Genomic DNA, 17,721 nt, shown 5'->3' with positions numbered 1-17,721 from the left:
CATAAACTGAAACAAAGGGCGCTCCTTTTTCAGTTTTTCAATTTCAAAAAAAATTTTTAGGACCAAATTCAATAACAGAATTAACTGATTTGTGAAAAATAAACCCTAAGAAAAGAGCTAAAGAGCCAAATAAAAATACAAAACAAATGAAGCTGGCAGATTTAAGTATTGTATTTCTCCCCTCCTCAGGGGAGAAAGTTAAGCTGGCCTGCCTAATTAGAACACTTAATTATTAGACCACTAGGTAAATGTGATATCCAAACAGTAGTAAGAATAGAGATGAACTTACTAGCATAGTGTAGAAAGGTCAACCAGAAATATCGAATTTATAAATAAAACTTCAAACTAACAAAAAAGCATAGCTTAATAGTAGTAAGAGCAAATTAACCATTCACTTAGATAGAGGTGAAGAGAACATTCAAAATAATCCTCAATTCAAAGTTTTAAGGTTTTGAGGTGGTTTGAAGTATTGTGAGCTCATGGCAAAATTAGAGGCTGGAATAGCCCTAATTACTCGCTTTGGTTTAGGTGCTAATAATTCAGCTCAAGCTTTTCCGAGTTTGGCATATAGCTTAACTCAATGTTTTCTGAAATAATTATCTCAACCAAACCAAGAAAGTATCATAACATGTCAAACAATTAATGCATAGAAAGCTCAGCTAAATGCTCTCCCAACACCGATACTTACTGTATAGGAAGAGCCAATTAAATCATCGAAATCATAAGCATAACCTCAAATCGTAATCAAACCAAAGGAAATTAATAATAGGCAAGAATTAACTGCTTTTCTATTTGATTGTGCGCTTATAGCATTAAAGAAAGCATTATTAATTCTTCAAATTCCCTTAAAAGGCTTTAAAAATACAGTTGCAACAGCTAGCTGAGCTGTTGAAGCTATATAGCTGAAAATATGTAAATCTGACCAAAGTTTTTTAAGAAACTTAATGCTTCTTCCCAATCAACCTGCAGAAATCGCACTCAGGGATTCTATTTGGTTCCATTCTTTAGTTCTCTTTAAAGCTCATCATTTATTGAATCTTTCGCTCTCATTTCTCATTGATAATCAATAAATGTACATAGGAAATAGTCCTCCTGACAATATCGAAACAACAAAAAAGAAAATATTTCTAAATGAGGGTTTTCTCAAGAATTTTGTTTGGATCGTTGAAGATAATGCAACCTCTCTGAAGGCGCATTTCAAACAATAGTTAATATTGTGAATACTGTCAAATTCATATTTCTGTCTAATTAATTCAGTTAAATATTTTTCAAACCTTTCTCCTTCAACAACATGTTTCGTTAAAGCGCTATCTAAAAACCTATATTGAGGATCTCTACTTTTTTTGAATATTCAATAAAAAGTTATGAATCCTCCTGTAAACAAAAAAGCAATAACAATTGCATAAATATGAAGAAACCTTATGTAAGGATCTTTGTTCTTTTTTTCAATAATTTCTTCATATTTGCTGAATGGCATAGAAGTTAAGGAATAGGAAACTATTTCTTCTGATCAAGGCTCTAATTCTTTTTCCTTATTTCTGGCATAGCCTTGTTCGTTATCTTGAATTTTTTGAAAGTAATTCTTAGCCTCTTCAATTTCCTTTCTTCTAGATTCCAGAGACTTTAACTCTTTTATAGAAGAAGATCCTCTTATCCTTGGATTAACTAATAAAGAGATAAATGGAGCTAATCCAAAAGTACTGAAGAATAAACCAATATTTTTAAGCTGTCTAACTAAAAATCGTGACTTATTGCTGACGATCTTTTTGTCATTTGTTAATGAAAGAAAATTAGCTGAGTTACTTAATCAATCGCTCCTAAGCTCCCATTCTCTTTCACTTAGTTGACTTAATACTTGATTTTTTTGCTCTTCAAAAGCCCTTCTTCTGAACCTAAATACAAGTCTCTTAAGAGTCCTATACATTTACTAATTCTTTGAACAAACTAAGAGACTGGTACTTCCAGCAATAATTCCAACACCTATGGAAAAGAAGATTAAAGTTCCTATTGCATCCAATATAGTAGTTAACGCAGGAGTAGTCATAGAAGCCGGATCTTTAAAGAATTTGTATGCAAAAAAGGGAATAAACACTCCTGTTAATTTAGAAAGAATAATAACTACGAATAAAGATAATGAAGAAATTGCAGAACCAATATAACCCATTGACTTTGGGTTATATGTTTTTTGTTGAGCTTGAAGAAATATAGGAAAATGCTTCCATTGTTCCGAATGAATAGGAAGCAAGGATGAGCTATTTGCTTGTAATTTAACAACTTTATCCGTCGAGATTGGAAAAACAGCAAAATAAGCCAAAAGTCTTAAAAAATTAACTATTGAGACTATTCCTCCCACAATTACAGAAACTTTTAATTCTTTTTTTGTTACAAATCACAAATCTTTAGAGCTTAACTCATTACTCGCAAAAGACTGAATTATTGAAGTTGCAGTCTGACTTCCAGAATTCCCACACATATCCGTTATCAGCGGAATTAAAGGGACTAATATTGCCGAAGAGAGCCCAGTAGTTCACTGTACTCCTAAATGTTCAAACTTATCTATTATTAGTGTAGTTAAGGTTGTTGAAAACAACAACACTATTAATCAGAAAAGTCTAGATTTCACCACTTCTCAAGCAGTGGATTTAATATACGAATGTTGTAGGCTAACAATTCCATAGAATCTATGAACATCTTCCATACTTTCATCAACTATCTCTGGAAGAATGTCTTTGCTAGTAATAACTCCTAATATTTGGTCTTTTTCATTCAATACAGCTGCAGAAGTGAATGGATATTTCTGAAATAGATCAACTGCCTCTCCAATCTGACCGCTCGCGGAGATAGAGATATAGTCTTTATCTACTATTTCACCAACAGATAAAGAATTTTTAGTTGAGAAAAAGAGATTTTGAATATTTACGGAACCAACAACCTCTTGATTCAAATTGACTACAAATAATTCATCACCAATTTCAATCTTGTTTCTCTTTTTTTTGATATAGTTAAGAGCTTGTGGAATCTTAAAGTTTTCAGGTATTGTCAATATTGAAGTATTCATGATACTACCCACTTGAGAGTGGGAGAAACTACTTATTATGTTTAGTTCTTTTCTTTGTTGCGGGGAAGAAAGATAAATTATTTTTTTAGATAAATCGCTATCTACTATAGAAAGAATTTCTGCAATCTTGTCGGGTTGTAATTGAGTGAGAAGTTTAGAAAGTAATGCTGGTCTAATAGTTTTTAAAATGGTTAACCTGTTGTATTCTGAGAAAGAAAAGAAAAAGTCTTCTAATCTTTCTTCACTCAGAGTTATAAAGATAATGTTTATTAACTCAAAGTTAGAAAGTTTTTCTAAAGCTTTAACTAGAGTTGGAACGGAGTAGGCTCTTGAAAGTTCTTTAATCGAAGCGTAATTTTTTAATTCGAAAGCCCTTATTAATTTAGTTGAGAGTCTACTAGAATATTTATCCCTTTCTAGGGATTTATTTTTACGGAATAACACCTATCCAAGGTCGCGTAGACAATAATCCCCTTTTCCCCAAATTCATTTTAAGTAAAAATTGACTTATTCTATGTAGTAACTAAGAACCTGAGAGAGTGATTTTGCCAATAACTTAACATTCTCGCTCTCAAGTTCTTGAAATTTTCCCCCCTCAGAGAATAATATCTTTCCAGTGGTTTCAGAAACTAATAATGCTATCGCATCAGTTTCTGTTGTAATTCCCAAAGCTGCTCTGTGTCTTGAGCCGTATTCATGTGGAATATTTCTATGAGAATAAATTGGAAAATAACAAGATGCAGATTGAATTTCAAGTCCCCTAATAATTACTCCTCCGTCATGCATTGCAGACTCTTTATTCTGAAAAATGTTGTACAAAAAATCTGAAAAAAAATTTGCTTGAACTTTGTATCCAGTATTAATGTAATCCTGTAAATTTTGAAATTTTTCTATAACTATCAAAGCGCCTACTTTTTTCTTTGAAAACTTAAGTAGTGCAGAACTTAAAGAGAAAATAAAGTTTTCAAATTCTGAAACTGAAATATTTCTTTTTCTAAAGAACTTTCAAATATATTTCTTAAATCAAACTTTTTTGATGGAAACATAGCAAAAAATCAGAATAAATGTAAAAAAAGAAATAATAAATGTACCAACTTCTAAGCCCATAAAGATCTATTTTTTAATTCCAAAATAATCTCAATAAATTTTTAGATATTTCACAAAAGACTTAAAGCTGAATAAAAGAGAAATAATGAAAAACACGTTTAATATCTCTTTTCCTCATGAACTTGATACTAAAAATCCTAGTACTACTCCTGCGAATTGAATTGTGGTTTTTCACTTAGCAGTTTTGCTAGCCGCCAATCAAACTCCTATTTTTTTCAATTTATATCTAATGAACTCTATAGAGATTTCCCTATAAATAGACAAAACAGGTATTATTCAGTGAACTAAAGAGGAAGCGCTAAATAAGACTAAAAAAGATGAAACTAATATCTTGTCTGCCAAAGGATCGAAAACTGCTCCAAAATTAGATTCACATTTCCATTTTCTAGCCAAAACTCCATCATAATAGTCAGTTATTATGGAACAAATTAAAAAAATAAAACTGACTATTAAAAAGGCTCCTGCTTGTTTGTGATTAGAATAACTTACGCTAAATAAACCTTTTTGTTTTTCACCTAAAACAACAAATAAAAAATAAAAAAATATTGAAAGAAAACCTAAAAAGAATCTAGACTTTGTTAATAAATTTGGGATTGATTTTTTATCTAAACTAAAAACTCTAAACTCTCTTTTTAACTCTTTTTCTTGTCTGAACTAGAATCCTTATTTTTTTCTGAATCATCAGACTCTCCTTCTTTCTCCTCCTCCTTAATTTTTTTATTAAAAGAATCAAACAAATCCATTACATCAACTCCTCTATCTTTTAAGGTGTCTAAAACACTTTGCATTCTTTCTTCAATCTTCTTCATTTTTTCCTCTCCGGCGGAAAAATGTTCTAAATAAAAAACAATTAACTGTTCAATGGTTTCAATGTCTTCAAGACCTTGAACATTATTATCCTTTAAGAGTTTTAGTTGATCTTTTAACTTTTCATATAGTTCTTTGGAAATTGAAATTTGAAAATTTAACATGTTTTTTTTGGGTGAGCCGTCAGTCATCTTAAGAAAATTAAAAACTTATCAATTTTAATTTAACTTTAAATACCAAAGTAATTTTTAATATCTTGGGATTATATGTAAGTGAAAGTGAAAAATTACTTGCTTAGCTTTCGAACCTTGATTAGAAACAAAGTTAAATCCCTGAATTTTGGGATTTTCTTTTTGCAATTGTTTTGAATATTCCTTGGCAAGAATAACTGCCTCTTTTAGAGCCTCATCAGAACAAGAGCTAAAGTCTTGATAATGTTCCTTAGTTATTACCAAGGAGTGGCCCTCAGTTACAGGATGCTTATCTGGTATTATGAAAACATGTTTTCCCTCTTTAATTAGATTTGATTGTTCAGATAAATTTGAAGATATATCGCAGAATATACACATAATCTATCTATTACTGAATATTTAAATTAAATTTTCATTTCTTTTATTATTTTTATTCACTTCTAACTTAAAAATAGATGAAAACCTTTAAATATAAATACTTAGAAATTTAAAATTTTTTAGGAATTTTTGTATCAAATGAATACTTTTAGAAAAATTTAGTTGTTTTTTATAGAAAATTTTTAATTATTAACTATTCCTACATTAGCACAAATAGCTAAACACGGGAGGCAGAGAAAGAAGAAAAAGTCTAAATCACAAGCTTTACAAGAGAGCTGAAATTCTCTTAGAAATAGATCTATAAAAAGACCTAATCCCTTGAAAAGAGGGGTTTGTATTAAGGTTTCTACTATGACACCAAAGAAACCTAACTCCGCTCTAAGAAAATTTGCTAAGGTTAGAGTTTCCAATAACCATGAGGTTCTTGCATATATCCCTGGCGAGGGGCATAACCTGCAAGAACACCATGTAGTAATTATTAGAGGTGGTAGAGTTAAGGATCTTCCTGGAGTTAAATATCACATAGTGAGAGGAAAGTTGGATGCCGCTCCAGTAGATAAAAGGAAAAAAGAAAGATCTAAATATGGAGTTAAAAAAGAAAAAAAGAACTAGTCGACAATTAGAAAAAAAAGAAAGCTTAAAAAAAGAGAGATTCTTCCAGATATTGCCTACAACTCTCTTGTTGTCGCCAAAGCTATCAATTTGGTAATGTGAGAGGGAAAAAAACAATTAGCTAGAAGAATTATCTATAACGCTTTAGAGAGAGTTAAAGAAAAAACTGAAAAAGATCCTTTAGAAGTTTTTGAACAAGCTATTAAAAATGTTGCTCCTAGCATTGAACTCAAAAATAGAAAAGTTAGAGGGGCTAACTATCAAGTTCCTGTAGAGTCTAGTAAAGAAAGGAGAGAGGTTTTAGCTTTAAGATGGTTAATCAAATATAGTAGAAAAAGAAGTGAGTTGACTATTGTTGAAGCATTAGCGGCTGAAATTATTGATGCTTCAAACAATACTGGACTGGCCATAAAAAGAAAGATAGAAGTTATTAAGACAGCTGAAAGTAATAAGGCTTTTGCATATTATCGCTTTTAGATAATGTCTGATAAGTTACTAAATCTTAGAAACTTTGGGATCATGGCTCACATTGATGCTGGAAAGACAACTACTAGTGAAAGAATACTTTATTACACAGGGAAGATACACAAAATGGGAGAGGTGCATGAGGGTAGTGCAACTATGGACTGAATGGAGCAAGAAAGAGAAAAGGGGATCACTATTACTTCCGCAGCTACTACCACTGAGTGAAAGGGAGTTGTACTTAACTTAATTGACACACCGGGTCATGTAGACTTCACAGTTGAAGTTGAAAGATCTTTGAGAGTTCTTGATGGTGCTGTGGTGGTACTTGATGGTGCAATGGGAGTTGAACCGCAAACTGAAACTGTTTGGAGGCAGGCGAATAAGTATGCGGTGCCGAGAATTATCTTCTGCAACAAGATGGATAAAGTTGGTGCTAGTTTTCAATCTTCTATGAAATCTCTTAAAGAGCGATTGAATATTAAATTCTCTCCAATTCAACTAAATATTGGGAATGAATCTAGTTTTAGAGGGATTATTGACCTAGTAGGGCTTAAAGCTTATACATTTAAAGCTGGGGTGGATGAGGAATTTGAAGAAATTCCAATTCCAGAAGATCAAATAGATGAAGTTAAAAGTTTAAGAGAAATTCTCTTAAATGAAGTATTGGTTTATGATGATGAAATTCTTAATAGGTTCCTGTCTGGTGAAGAGGTTAAAGAGAGTGAAATCAAGATGTGCATTAGAAAAGCAACATTAACTGGTTCTTTCTTTCCAGTTTTATGCGGTTCTTCTTTTAAACATAAGGGAGTTAAGTTTTTACTGGATGCAATAGTTGATTATCTACCCTCTCCTCTTGATATTCCCGTTACAAAAGCCTTTACTAGAGGCGGGGAAGAAATAACTATTGCAAATAAAGATGAATCTGGTTTAGTGGCTGTAGCTTTTAAGATTGCCACAGACCCATTTGTGGGGAGACTTACTTTTATAAGAATTTATGCAGGTAAGTTGAAGAAGGGAGATACTATCTACAACTCTACTAGAGATGTGAAAGAAAGAGTTGGTAAGTTAGTGAAAATGCACTCAAATCACAAGATTGAAATTGATGCAGCTAGCACTGGAGAAATTTGTGCTTTGGTGGGCCCAAAAAGCTTAAAAACCGGTGATACTATCACTGAATCCCCTCAATCAGATTTCTTACTTGAAGCAATGGCATTCACTGAGCCAGTTATCTCTTTGGCTATTGAGCCAAAGACTAAATCAGACCAAGAAAAACTCTCAATAGTATTGAAAAAATTAGCAGATGAAGATCCAACTTTCAAAATCTCTTCAGACTATGAAACTGGTCAAACTATTATTTCGGGGATGGGTGAATTGCACCTAGAAATACTTATAGATAGAATGCAAAGAGAGTTTGGGCTTCAAGTAAATGTAGGGGCTCCACAAGTTGCATACAGAGAAACCTTTACTTTAACGAAAGAAGTTGAGGGGCAATATATTAAACAAACTGGCGGTAGAGGTAACTATGGACATGTATGAATTAAGTATGAACCAAATCAAGAGAAAGGATTTGAATTTGTAGATAAGATAGTCGGGGGAAAAATCCCTAAAGAATACATCAAGTCCATTAGAGAGGGATTAGTAGATGCTATGAAAGCTGGTCAACTAGCTGGTTATCCAATAATAGACATAAAGGCAACTCTTTATGATGGATCCTTTCACGAAGTTGACTCAAATGAAATGGCTTTCAAAATAGCAGCATCTCTTTCTCTCAAGGAAGCGAGTAAAAAATGTGGGTCTATCTTATTAGAGCCAATTATGTCTATTGAAATTAATTCTCCTCCGCAATATTTTGGTTCTGTAATGGGTGATGTTACATCTAAAAGGGGATTAATAACTTCTACAGAATTGTCTTCTTCTGTTAGCACTATTAGCTGTAAAATACCCCTGAAAGAAATGTTTGGATATGCAACTACTTTAAGATCCTTGACTCAAGGTAGAGGTGTTTATTCAATGTCTTTCTCACACTATCAACCTCTTCCAAAACATCTATTGAAAGATATTCCAGGATTTATAGCAGAAACCAAGTAAATATTTAAATAGTTCTTCTTTCAAAATTTGTTTGAGATTAATAATTAATTAGTTAATTATGAGTGGAGATTTTTATGAGGTCTTAGGTCTAAATAAAAATGCCACTCAAGATGAGATTAAGAAAGCCTACAGAAAACTAGCTAAACAGTATCACCCTGACATAAATAAATCTGCAGGAGCAGAAGAAAAATTTAAGAAGATAAACGAAGCTTATGAGGTTTTAAGTGATCCTCAAAAGAAATCCAATTATGACAGATTTGGTGCTGGTTTTGAAAATGCGGGTGGAGCCCAAGGATTCGAAGGAGGGGCTAATCCTTTTGACATCTTCAGTAGTTTCTTCTCTAGACAAGAAGGAGAAGACTCTTTCTTCTCTTCTTTTCAAACTTCTGGACATAGACAAAGTAGAAGAGAAGCTGAAGCCCCTAGAAAAGACGTAACTATTAGTTTCTTGCAGTCAGTTAAGGGATGCAACTATGAATTAAGCTATAAGGCAAACAAATTATGTAGTGAATGTAATGGAATTAGAACTTTTCAGGGAAATAAAAGTTATATTTATGATTGCTCCGCTTGCAGGGGTTCAGGGTATGAAGTTATCAGAACAAAGAGTTTATTTGGGATTATAGAGCAAAAAAATGTCTGTAGATATTGTAGAGGATCTGGAGAACAGATTACAAAATTATGTACAACTTGCAGGGGACAAGGATATAACACGGAAAATAAGAGAGTTACTATAAAAATCCCAGGGGGCGTTAAAACCGGAGACACTCTTTGGTACAGAGATAAGGAATCTTATGATGAAGGGAGAATTTATCTAAAAATTAATGTAAAAAGCTCCGATATCTTCACTAGAGAGGGAGATAATCTTTACACTAAAGTGTTCATTAACCCTTTGGTGGCAATACTAGGAGGAAGTATAGAAGTTCCAACCCCATATGGAATAAGAAATGTTAAAATTCCTCCGAATTCTAACAGTAAAGAGTTATTGAAACTTAAGGGACTTGGAATAAATTTTGAGAAAAAGGGGATAGGAAATTTATTCGTAAAGATAGAGATAGCTACTTTAAAGCTTTCTCCAGCAGAAATAGAGAAAATAAAATCAATAAAGTTGACTGATTCTAAGGAATCGAAGGATTGAATCAAACTTTTTAAAAAAGAATACGAAGAAATTTAATTCTTTTTTGATTGAATCAATAAATCTTTTATAAGTTCAATGTGTTTTAAAAAGAAAACTAAGGAGGAAGAGAAGAAGACAAAGGCTAAAACAACAGAAAATTTAGATCTTGAACTTTTAAGTGAAAAATCTGAAGACATAAAAGACAAGAAGATTCAAGAGTTAGAAAAGAGGATTAAAGAATTGGAGGCAAGGGAAGAACAGTTTAGAGAAGATTTAAATAAAAAGTTTTTGGACACTATTCAAAAGAAAAGTGAAGAGGCTTCGGCACTTATTAAGGAAAAAGAGAAGGAAATAGAAAAGAAATATAGTCTTCAGCAAGAAGAGCAGAAGAAATACCTTTATGAATCTCAATTAACTGAATTAGTAAATATTGTTTCTAGATTGGAGAGTGTGTTATGCTCAGCCCCTAGCAGTGAAGAAGTGAAAAAATATCTTTCTGGATTCAAAATGTTCTTAACTCAATTTGAATCTTTATTTCAGTCTTTTAACATAAATCAAATAATTCCTGTAGTTGGTCAAGAGTTTGACTCAGAAATTATGGAAAGTTTGGAAACTGATAAAGTTGAAGAGGGGAAAAGAAACAAAATACTAGAGGTTTTTAGTAAAGGTTATAAGTTAAATCAGAGAGTAATTAAGTTGGCTCAAGTTAAGGTGGGAATATAAGAATATGCCAATAGTTAATGCAATAGAAGTTTCCAATAAGGCTTTAAAAGAGGGATATGCTATTGCACAAATAAATACAAATAATCTAGAGTGAACAAAAGCTATTTTGTTGACTGCTCAAAAATGTAATTCTCCAGTAATTGTTGGAGTTTCTGAGGGGGCGGCAAAATACATGGGAGGATACAAAACTGTTGCTTCAATGGTTAGGGGAATGACCGAAGACTTAAAAATTACTGTTCCAGTAATATTGCACCTAGACCATGGAACTTATGAAGGTTGTTTTAAGGCATTGGAGGCTGGTTTTTCTTCAGTAATGTTTGATGGCTCTCACTTGCCTTTCCAAGAAAACTGTCAAAAATCTAAAGAAGTTATAAAGGCTGCAAATGCAAAGGGAGCTTCAGTTGAGTTAGAAGTTGGAACTCTTGCAGGGGAGGAAGATGGAGTTATTGGGCTTGGAAATCAAGCTGATGTTAACGAATGTGTTGAAATAAGTAAGTTAAATCCAACTTTATTGGCTGCTGGAATTGGAAATATGCATGGTCCTTATCCAGAGAATTGAAAAGGACTAAATTTAGATCTTTTGAGCAGAATTTCTAAAGCTATTAATAGACCTTTAGTTCTCCATGGGGGGACTGGGATCAAAGATGACATTATTAAGAAGTCTATTTCTTTAGGAGTGACAAAAATCAATATAAATACAGAGTTGCAAATGAGATTTGCATCCGAAACTAGAAGATATATTGAAGAAAAGAAAGATCTAGATATGAAGGGAAAAGGTTTTGATCCTAGAAAATTACTTAATTATGGTTTTCTAGGTATTATGGAAGTTATTGAAGAAAAATTTAATTTGTTTGGTTCAGTGAATAAGGCTTAATTAAGTAGTGGGATTAGCGATAACTCTTGGTTTCAACTCTACTAAATTTACAGGCATATTTTTCATAAAGTAATTTTTCAAATTACCAATAGAATCTTTTTGGGCTATTAAGAACACAGTATCTGATCTTTCTAATTTATCAGAGATAGCAACAGGAATTATCGTCTCTCCTCCCTTTTGTCTCTTTATGCTCACAATAACTGATTTGTTTTCCCTCAAAAAAATCATTGAACCTACAGGTCTACCTCACAAGTGTGGGTTATAAACTGGCAATCTGGCACAGAAAAAGTCACTCTCTTGAAATTCTTCTTTATTGCAAGGCAATCTTTCTACTTCTAAATCAAAAATTGTTTGATATGCAAGATTTTCAACTACATACAATTCTGGAATAATACTATAAGAGACTCCTAATAGTTTTAAGATTCTTTTATGCAATTCATCTTTAGCTTTTGCAAGTATTCTACCTACTTTTAATTCCTTTAGATTGGAACAAATAATAATAGATGTTCTCATGTCATCTATTCCTACAATGACATAGTCAAAATCTTTAATTCCTACGTCTTCTAAGTCCCTTATATCTGTGGCATCGCAACTGATAGAATTGACAAATTCAGGTCCTCAACTATCTATAACGTTAGTGTCATTATCTATGACAGTAACGCTTTGATCTTCCTTTATTAGTATTCTTCCAATTTCTAAATTGAACTTACTTAGTCCAATTAAGCAATAATCTTTCTTTTGACTTTGTTTTTTTTTGCCTATCACCAAAACTACCCTAAATACTTATAGAGAGTAACTCTTTGACCAAAATATTTAATAATTTAATAGAGTTTACTAGATAAAAATTTAGTGCTAAGCAACTAAATTAAGTGAGGAGGAATCGGGCAACAAAGTCCTCTTTCGGTGAAATAGTAGGTGGGTGAATTTTTGGATCTACTGTTTCTCAGCGAATTGCCAGAATCTATATCCTTATTATTTTAGCCGGTTTTGGAGCCCTAAATCTTCCTTGAGTAAAGACTACAAATGGTCAAAATGGAAGCGATAACTGGTTTTCAAAACTTTTTACTTCAGTTAGTGCTGTAACTACAACAGGATTACTCTCAGGTTCTTCTCTCAACTGTTCTTTTAATTTTGCTGGTCAATTAATAGTACTTATTCTAATTCAGATTGGTGGTTTAGGTCTTGTAACTATCTGAACGATTTTAAAGCAAACATTTCTTAAGAATAAGAAATATTCTATAGAAGATAGGATAAATATCCACTCAGAGAGAGGTGGAGTTATCCAAGGAAGTTCTTATGTAGTAACTAAGTCAGCATTAATTACTCTTCTTTGAATTGAATTATTTGTTGCCTCTTCATTAACTTTTTTTTTTTACTTTGTAGACACTAATTCAGATTCACAAAAAACAAATCTTAAAGGAAATTTCTTAAGTTCTTTCTGAGCTGGAATTTTCCATTCCATCTCTGCAATTAATAATGCTGGCCTAGATACTCTAGATAAAACTTCAATTAGCTCCTACTCTAGAGGTTGGGGGGTTGTTCTCTCAATTGTTTTTGCAGCTTGTTCTATGGTTGGCGGGATTGGTTATTCAGCCTTATATGAAATTAAAGAATGATTACACAGAAAGAGAAATAGGGAAAAAACAAAAAACATATTGAGTTTGTTTACAAAAATTTCAATACTAATGTATTTATCTATTACATTATTAGCTGGTGGTGGGGTTGTATTAACAGAATTATTGGCTAATGGAGCACAAACAACAAGTAATGGAGCTTGCTCTGATAACTGTACCAAACTTAAAAAGTCTGAAAAGATTTGACAATGAATATACCTAGTAATTTCCAGCAGATCTGCTGGGTTTTATGGAATAGATCCTAAATGTCTTCATGAAAAATCTCAATGAATTCTACTAATACTAATGTTTATTGGGGCTTCTCCTGCTTCAACTGCCGGTGGTATTAGAAGTATTACTCTTTTCTTAATGATGGGAAAGATTTGAACTACTATGAGAGGCAGAAGAACTCTATCTATATTTTCTAGATCTGTTGAAGATCAAACTATAGATAATTCTTATATGGTATTCTTTGTATCTTCAGCATTAATAACTTTATGCTCATTGGGAATAACGCATAGTGAGGCGGGACAGGGGAAAGGAGGATTTAGTCATGCCTCACTCTTTGAAGCCTCTTCTGCATTTGGTACTGCCGGATTATCCTTGGGAGTTTCCAGCAAAACTACTTGAGTGGGTCACATTTTACTGATGTTCTTAATGTTCATTGGTCAATTAGGAGTTCCTAATTCTCTTGTATATTACAACAAGCCTAGGGCAGCTAGACAAAATTTCTCTTATCCTGAAGAGAAACTAAGAATTGCTTAAATTTAATTTGATTCTTAACTTTCTTCTGGAGTCTCTATGTTTAAAAATATTTCAGGACAATAATTAAGGTAATTTTTTTAGACAATTAGCAACCAAGAATTACTGTTAATAGATTTAGGATCCCAATATAGTTCTGTTCTTGAAAGGAAGCTTCAAAATTTTCAAATAAAAATTCAAAGACTGATAGTAAATAGTCAGATAATACCAAATTCTTCCTTTTGTTTTTCAAATTACAAAGCCATAATAATCTCTGGAAGTCCTTTTTCAGTAATTAATTTTTCTAAAACTCCATTTTTTGGTTGAATTAAAGAACAAATTATTAATTACCAAAATACTCCTATTTTTGGAATTTGCTTTGGAATGCAATTAATTCACTATATTTTTGACGGAAAAGTATCTTCTTCTCTTGGTCCTTGATATGGACCGATAGAGGTAACTAGAGATAGAAATCATCCAATATTTCACAATGTTCCACTTAAATTTAGAGGTTGAGCATCTTTTACAGATAGTGTAACTAAATTAGGTTTAGGATATTATTCTTTAGCTACTGGAGAAGGAAAAAACTTAATATCTGCTCATACTACTAAACCTATTTATACTATTCAGTATCATCCAGAATTAGATGAATCTGATTATGGGGAACAGATTATTAGAAATTTTCTGATTTTGTCTGGATTAAATACTGAAACTACAGCAATTACTGATTTAACAAAAGAATCAGAACAACAATTAGATGAATTAGTAAATAAATATTCAGAACAATTAAGAAATAAAAAAATTCTTATTGCTGTTTCTGGAGGATTAGATTCTAGTGTACTTATTCATCTTTTAGGAAAAATAATTCCCTCAAAAGATATATATCCAATATATATCTCTACAGGCCTGTATCCCGAAAACTATGAAAAAGAAGTGATTGATTATTTTTCATCAAAATTTGAAAATTTTGAGGTAATTAATTGGGGAGATAGTATTTTTGAAAGATTAAAGGGAGTTAAAGTTGCTGAGCAAAAGAGAAAAATAATCTCTGAAGAGTATTGAAAGAGTATTAGTTCTGTTGCTAAAGAACTGAAACTTAAAGGAGTTGATTCATTTGCTCAAGGAACATTGCGTTCAGATAAAGTGGAGACTGGCAAAGAAGGGGAAGAGAGTGACACTATTAAATCTCATCACAATGTTTTACATTCTGAGCTACTACAAGATATTGAGCTTGTAGAGCCTTTTTCTAGTTTATTTAAAGATCAAGTCAGAAAGTTAGGGTTACTTCTAAACATTCCTAATTTTTTAACTTATAAACAACCTTTTCCCGGTCCAGGCTTGGCTATTAGAGTTATTGGTGAAGTAACAAAGGAAAAAGTTGAATTACTTGGTTCAATTCAACAATTTCTTGAAAAAGAATTTTTAATTAGAAAGTTAGAGAAATATAGTGATCAGTATTTCCCTATATTACTATCTGATAAGTCTGTAGGGGTTAAGGGAGATCAGAGATTATTGGGCTATTCTGTTGTAATTAGAGCAATTAAGACTAGAGACTTTATGAGTGCAAATGTAAGTCATATTTCTATAGATAACTTAATAACTACAGGAAATAAACTGGTTTCTTCTTTTAGTGAAGTGAGTAGAGTTCTTTATGACTTAACTACTAAACCTGCAGGAACTATAGAGTGAGAATAAATTAATTAATAATTTCTTTAATAAAACAAAAGATTTAGACCTTAAGAATAACTTTCTAACTTTTGTTCTTTAAGGTCACTGTTCTCGGGAACTCATAGAAAATCTTTCCATCGCTGGTCCCGATTTTTCGATCACCGACTCTAATATTACTTAGACGATCTCCATATGCTCCTTTAAATGCACCTCAGCCACTGCTTCCTGCTTGTCACTTTTCTCCTGTTCCATTTTTTGTGTAAATAGTCATTACTTGATTGCTGAACACCTGATCTTTACAATCAGGAAAGCTATTTAATTTAATTTTTCTATTGTCATCATCTTTAATTTTTTCATCTGAAAAGGCTTTTTTCAATGGTTCACTCAGAAGAGGCAATTTCTTATTAAAACACTTGTCATAAGGCTTTAAATCGATTTCATTTGCTTGCTCTGATTTTCATTTTCCAACTTTATCATCTCAGCTAATTCATTCCTTTTGTCCCTTTTTGTGTTCATTTGTATAGGTTCCGACTTGCAATAGCTCAACAACAACATTTTCGTAATCCAGAACTCCATACCAAAAATTAGCAGGATTTCCAGCAATTTCCAATTTACTCTCTTTTGTGCAACCGACAGGAACCAAACCTCCTTTAATTAAGTCACCTACTACTTGTTTGCTATTAATTTCTGACAACAGACCTATTCCAAACAATTTTTTCTGATTTTCAGATTTTGTGCAATCTATACTTCCATTTCCACTCTTAATCTTGTTATTATTCGCCACTAATATTGCTACCTTTTTCTGGCCAGTCACTTGGGTTGCCTCGTCACTCATAACCTCCAGCTTCGCTCCTTTGCTGTAAAAGTCTGAAAAAACTAAAGAGACTGGAGCGCCCACAACTCCTCCCAAAATAAGAATTTTTTTAAGAAATAACAATCCAAATGCCATAAGCACTCTTTATTGTAGTGATAACTAAAAATTCAGTTCTTCAAAGTGAATTTTGAAAAAAAGAAGATGAATTACTAAATTTTCGCCAATAAATTTTCTTTTAAAAGCAGTTTTAAAGCTAAACTAAAACTTTTTGATGTGATTAATTTACCTTTTATTTCAGTGTTATTTGTTGCCTCCCAAAAACCTTTTAATCCCCGCTCCTTGTGCTTTATAAATATTGCTTACGGAGATTCCTTGTTCAAACTCTGATCTATCAATTCTAGTTTCAGTTTGTAATCTATTAAAGGTACCTGCTACAAAAGCTCCTCCTACACCCATTATTACCAAAGGCAAAAAGTATTGAATTGGTAACAATTCCTAAAGAATCTTTAATTAATCTTGATTGTTGGATTATATTTTGGATTTCACTTTATGAAATGTCCTCTAGAGTCTTTTATTCCTTCTGAAGTTATAGAAATTCGATCTATTCTGTCCAAAATTAAACCATTCAACTCACCTAAATTAACTCCTTTGACTGCATCAATTCCTCAATTTGTTAATCCCTTAAATGTTCTACTTACATTCTTTGTAGCATCTTTTGTTCCTTTCTCTCAATTTCCAACAATTACAGCTTGACTACCCAATCAAGCAAATCCTTGTGCATAATCACAACCAGTTTTCCCGAAATTCACTGAAGAAGTACCACTATTCTTATTTGCAAAAATCTTAATTTCTCCTCCATTTGTATTTCCGGCAAAAATTGGCTTTTCCTTCTGAATAACTATCTTCAAAGGACCAGTCAAAAATCCTTTGTATTTTTCAAAAGCTTTATCACATCATACATCTGGACCCACACTATCTTCATTTTTTGTAAATGTTGTACCCATAAATCAGTCTTTTCAAGTTTTGTATTGCCTATTAATTTTTCTCGCAGCTCCTGTTCAATCAGTTACTCTTCAACCAGGTATGTAGAACATACCGCCTTCAGCACTTCCGATCATCACTCAAGGCTTACTTTCTTCTTTGGTCTGATCTGTAACAGAACTTAATTTAATTCCTAAAGCTCCCTTTAACTCTGAACCTACTCCACCAAATCGTTCTGTTTTAAGTGTGGTTTTTATGAATAAGCCTGAATCGTGATCGGAACTTCCGTTAAAGTCTTTAAAAAAACTAATATACTGTTTATCTCCATTACTTGAATCTGAAGAAATCTTTATTTCTCTAGAAAAACTTCCATCCAATACGCCCCCCCCAGCGAAAGCTAGAACAGTAACTGGCACCCCACTTGCAGTAAGAATTCCAATTAACTTACTCATGTTGAAAATATTTACAGGTAAACCTATATCTTTTC

General features: G+C 32.3%; 19 protein-coding genes. 9 read left to right on the top strand and 10 right to left on the bottom strand.

Features of this window, described 5'->3' with window-relative positions:
- Positions 1-89 precede the first annotated feature (89 nt).
- Entirely contained in the window at positions 90-236 is a 147-nt protein-coding gene (locus MR07_RS04355) for a hypothetical protein (protein ID WP_024071120.1), read from the top strand.
- Here MR07_RS04355 and MR07_RS01545 read toward each other — a convergent pair.
- The 6 genes from MR07_RS01545 to MR07_RS01520 form a co-directional block, all read right to left on the bottom strand.
- Positions 233-1,924 (bottom strand): hypothetical protein, encoded by a 1,692-nt coding sequence (locus MR07_RS01545; RefSeq protein WP_024071119.1) that lies wholly within the window; start codon positions 1,922-1,924, stop codon positions 233-235. The two genes, MR07_RS04355 and MR07_RS01545, sit on opposite strands and share 4 nt — an antisense overlap.
- Positions 1,925-1,927: 3 nt before the next feature.
- On the bottom strand, positions 1,928-3,502 hold the full coding sequence (locus MR07_RS01540) for a magnesium transporter (protein ID WP_024071118.1): 1,575 nt from the start codon (positions 3,500-3,502) through the stop codon (positions 1,928-1,930).
- A 63-nt stretch (positions 3,503-3,565) separates the two neighbouring features.
- Positions 3,566-4,165 carry a diadenylate cyclase CdaM gene (cdaM, locus tag MR07_RS01535; protein WP_024071117.1) on the bottom strand — a complete coding sequence of 200 codons (600 nt, stop codon included), beginning with the start codon at positions 4,163-4,165 and terminating at the stop codon, positions 3,566-3,568.
- 6 nt (positions 4,166-4,171) lie between these two features.
- Entirely contained in the window at positions 4,172-4,750 is a 579-nt protein-coding gene (gene pgsA, locus MR07_RS04095; protein WP_327084509.1) for a CDP-diacylglycerol--glycerol-3-phosphate 3-phosphatidyltransferase, read from the bottom strand.
- A gap of 47 nt (positions 4,751-4,797) precedes the next feature.
- A complete protein-coding gene (locus tag MR07_RS01525) occupies positions 4,798-5,163 on the bottom strand; it encodes a hypothetical protein (protein ID WP_043901171.1) in 366 nt (121 codons plus the stop codon).
- Positions 5,164-5,220: 57 nt separating this feature from the next.
- Positions 5,221-5,541 carry an HIT family protein gene (locus MR07_RS01520; protein WP_024071114.1) on the bottom strand — a complete coding sequence of 107 codons (321 nt, stop codon included), beginning with the start codon at positions 5,539-5,541 and terminating at the stop codon, positions 5,221-5,223.
- A gap of 195 nt (positions 5,542-5,736) precedes the next feature.
- Between MR07_RS01520 and rpsL the strand changes: the two genes are divergently transcribed.
- From rpsL to fba, 6 genes are read left to right on the top strand one after another with little or no spacing between them, the layout of a single operon-like run.
- Positions 5,737-6,153 carry a 30S ribosomal protein S12 gene (gene rpsL, locus MR07_RS01515; RefSeq protein ID WP_024071113.1) on the top strand — a complete coding sequence of 139 codons (417 nt, stop codon included), beginning with the start codon at positions 5,737-5,739 and terminating at the stop codon, positions 6,151-6,153.
- A gap of 6 nt (positions 6,154-6,159) precedes the next feature.
- Complete coding sequence (gene rpsG, locus MR07_RS01510; RefSeq protein WP_024071112.1) at positions 6,160-6,630, top strand: 30S ribosomal protein S7; 471 nt, start codon at positions 6,160-6,162, stop codon at positions 6,628-6,630.
- Between the two features lie 3 nt (positions 6,631-6,633).
- Positions 6,634-8,706, top strand: coding sequence for an elongation factor G (gene fusA / locus MR07_RS01505; RefSeq protein WP_024071111.1), 2,073 nt, complete (start codon positions 6,634-6,636; stop codon positions 8,704-8,706).
- Positions 8,707-8,764: 58 nt separating this feature from the next.
- Complete coding sequence (locus tag MR07_RS01500; protein WP_024071110.1) at positions 8,765-9,877, top strand: DnaJ domain-containing protein; 1,113 nt, start codon at positions 8,765-8,767, stop codon at positions 9,875-9,877.
- Positions 9,878-9,916: 39 nt separating this feature from the next.
- Positions 9,917-10,543, top strand: a complete 627-nt coding sequence (gene grpE / locus MR07_RS01495) for a nucleotide exchange factor GrpE (RefSeq protein ID WP_024071109.1) — start codon at positions 9,917-9,919, stop codon at positions 10,541-10,543.
- A gap of 4 nt (positions 10,544-10,547) precedes the next feature.
- On the top strand, positions 10,548-11,417 hold the full coding sequence (gene fba, locus MR07_RS01490; protein WP_024071108.1) for a class II fructose-1,6-bisphosphate aldolase: 870 nt from the start codon (positions 10,548-10,550) through the stop codon (positions 11,415-11,417).
- Here the strand turns inward: fba and MR07_RS01485 are convergent, their stop codons facing one another.
- Complete coding sequence (locus tag MR07_RS01485) at positions 11,418-12,182, bottom strand: potassium channel family protein (protein ID WP_024071107.1); 765 nt, start codon at positions 12,180-12,182, stop codon at positions 11,418-11,420.
- A 104-nt stretch (positions 12,183-12,286) separates the two neighbouring features.
- Here MR07_RS01485 and MR07_RS01480 point away from each other — a divergent pair, with 104 nt between their 5' ends.
- Complete coding sequence (locus MR07_RS01480; protein WP_043901169.1) at positions 12,287-13,795, top strand: potassium transporter TrkG; 1,509 nt, start codon at positions 12,287-12,289, stop codon at positions 13,793-13,795.
- 84 nt (positions 13,796-13,879) lie between these two features.
- On the top strand, positions 13,880-15,466 hold the full coding sequence (locus MR07_RS01475) for a GMP synthase (glutamine-hydrolyzing) (protein WP_043901168.1): 1,587 nt from the start codon (positions 13,880-13,882) through the stop codon (positions 15,464-15,466).
- Between the two features lie 55 nt (positions 15,467-15,521).
- Here the strand turns inward: MR07_RS01475 and MR07_RS01470 are convergent, their stop codons facing one another.
- The 3 genes from MR07_RS01470 to MR07_RS01465 all read right to left on the bottom strand — a co-directional run bounded on the left by MR07_RS01470 (position 15,522) and on the right by MR07_RS01465 (position 17,686).
- Entirely contained in the window at positions 15,522-16,388 is an 867-nt protein-coding gene (locus MR07_RS01470) for a hypothetical protein (RefSeq protein ID WP_024071103.1), read from the bottom strand.
- A gap of 165 nt (positions 16,389-16,553) precedes the next feature.
- Positions 16,554-16,745: a hypothetical protein gene (locus tag MR07_RS04350; RefSeq protein WP_158432911.1), complete on the bottom strand. Its 192-nt coding sequence runs from the start codon at positions 16,743-16,745 to the stop codon at positions 16,554-16,556.
- A gap of 14 nt (positions 16,746-16,759) precedes the next feature.
- Positions 16,760-17,686 carry a hypothetical protein gene (locus tag MR07_RS01465; protein WP_024071101.1) on the bottom strand — a complete coding sequence of 309 codons (927 nt, stop codon included), beginning with the start codon at positions 17,684-17,686 and terminating at the stop codon, positions 16,760-16,762.
- Between the last annotated feature and the right edge of the window lie 35 nt (positions 17,687-17,721).

The sequence above is a fragment of the Mycoplasma ovis str. Michigan genome (genome assembly GCF_000508245.1).
Lineage (GTDB): Bacteria > Bacillota_I > Bacilli_A > Mycoplasmatales > Mycoplasmoidaceae > Eperythrozoon_A > Eperythrozoon_A ovis.
The sequence above is the reverse complement of the archived record's forward strand: the minus strand, read 5'-3'. Positions and strand labels throughout refer to the sequence as shown.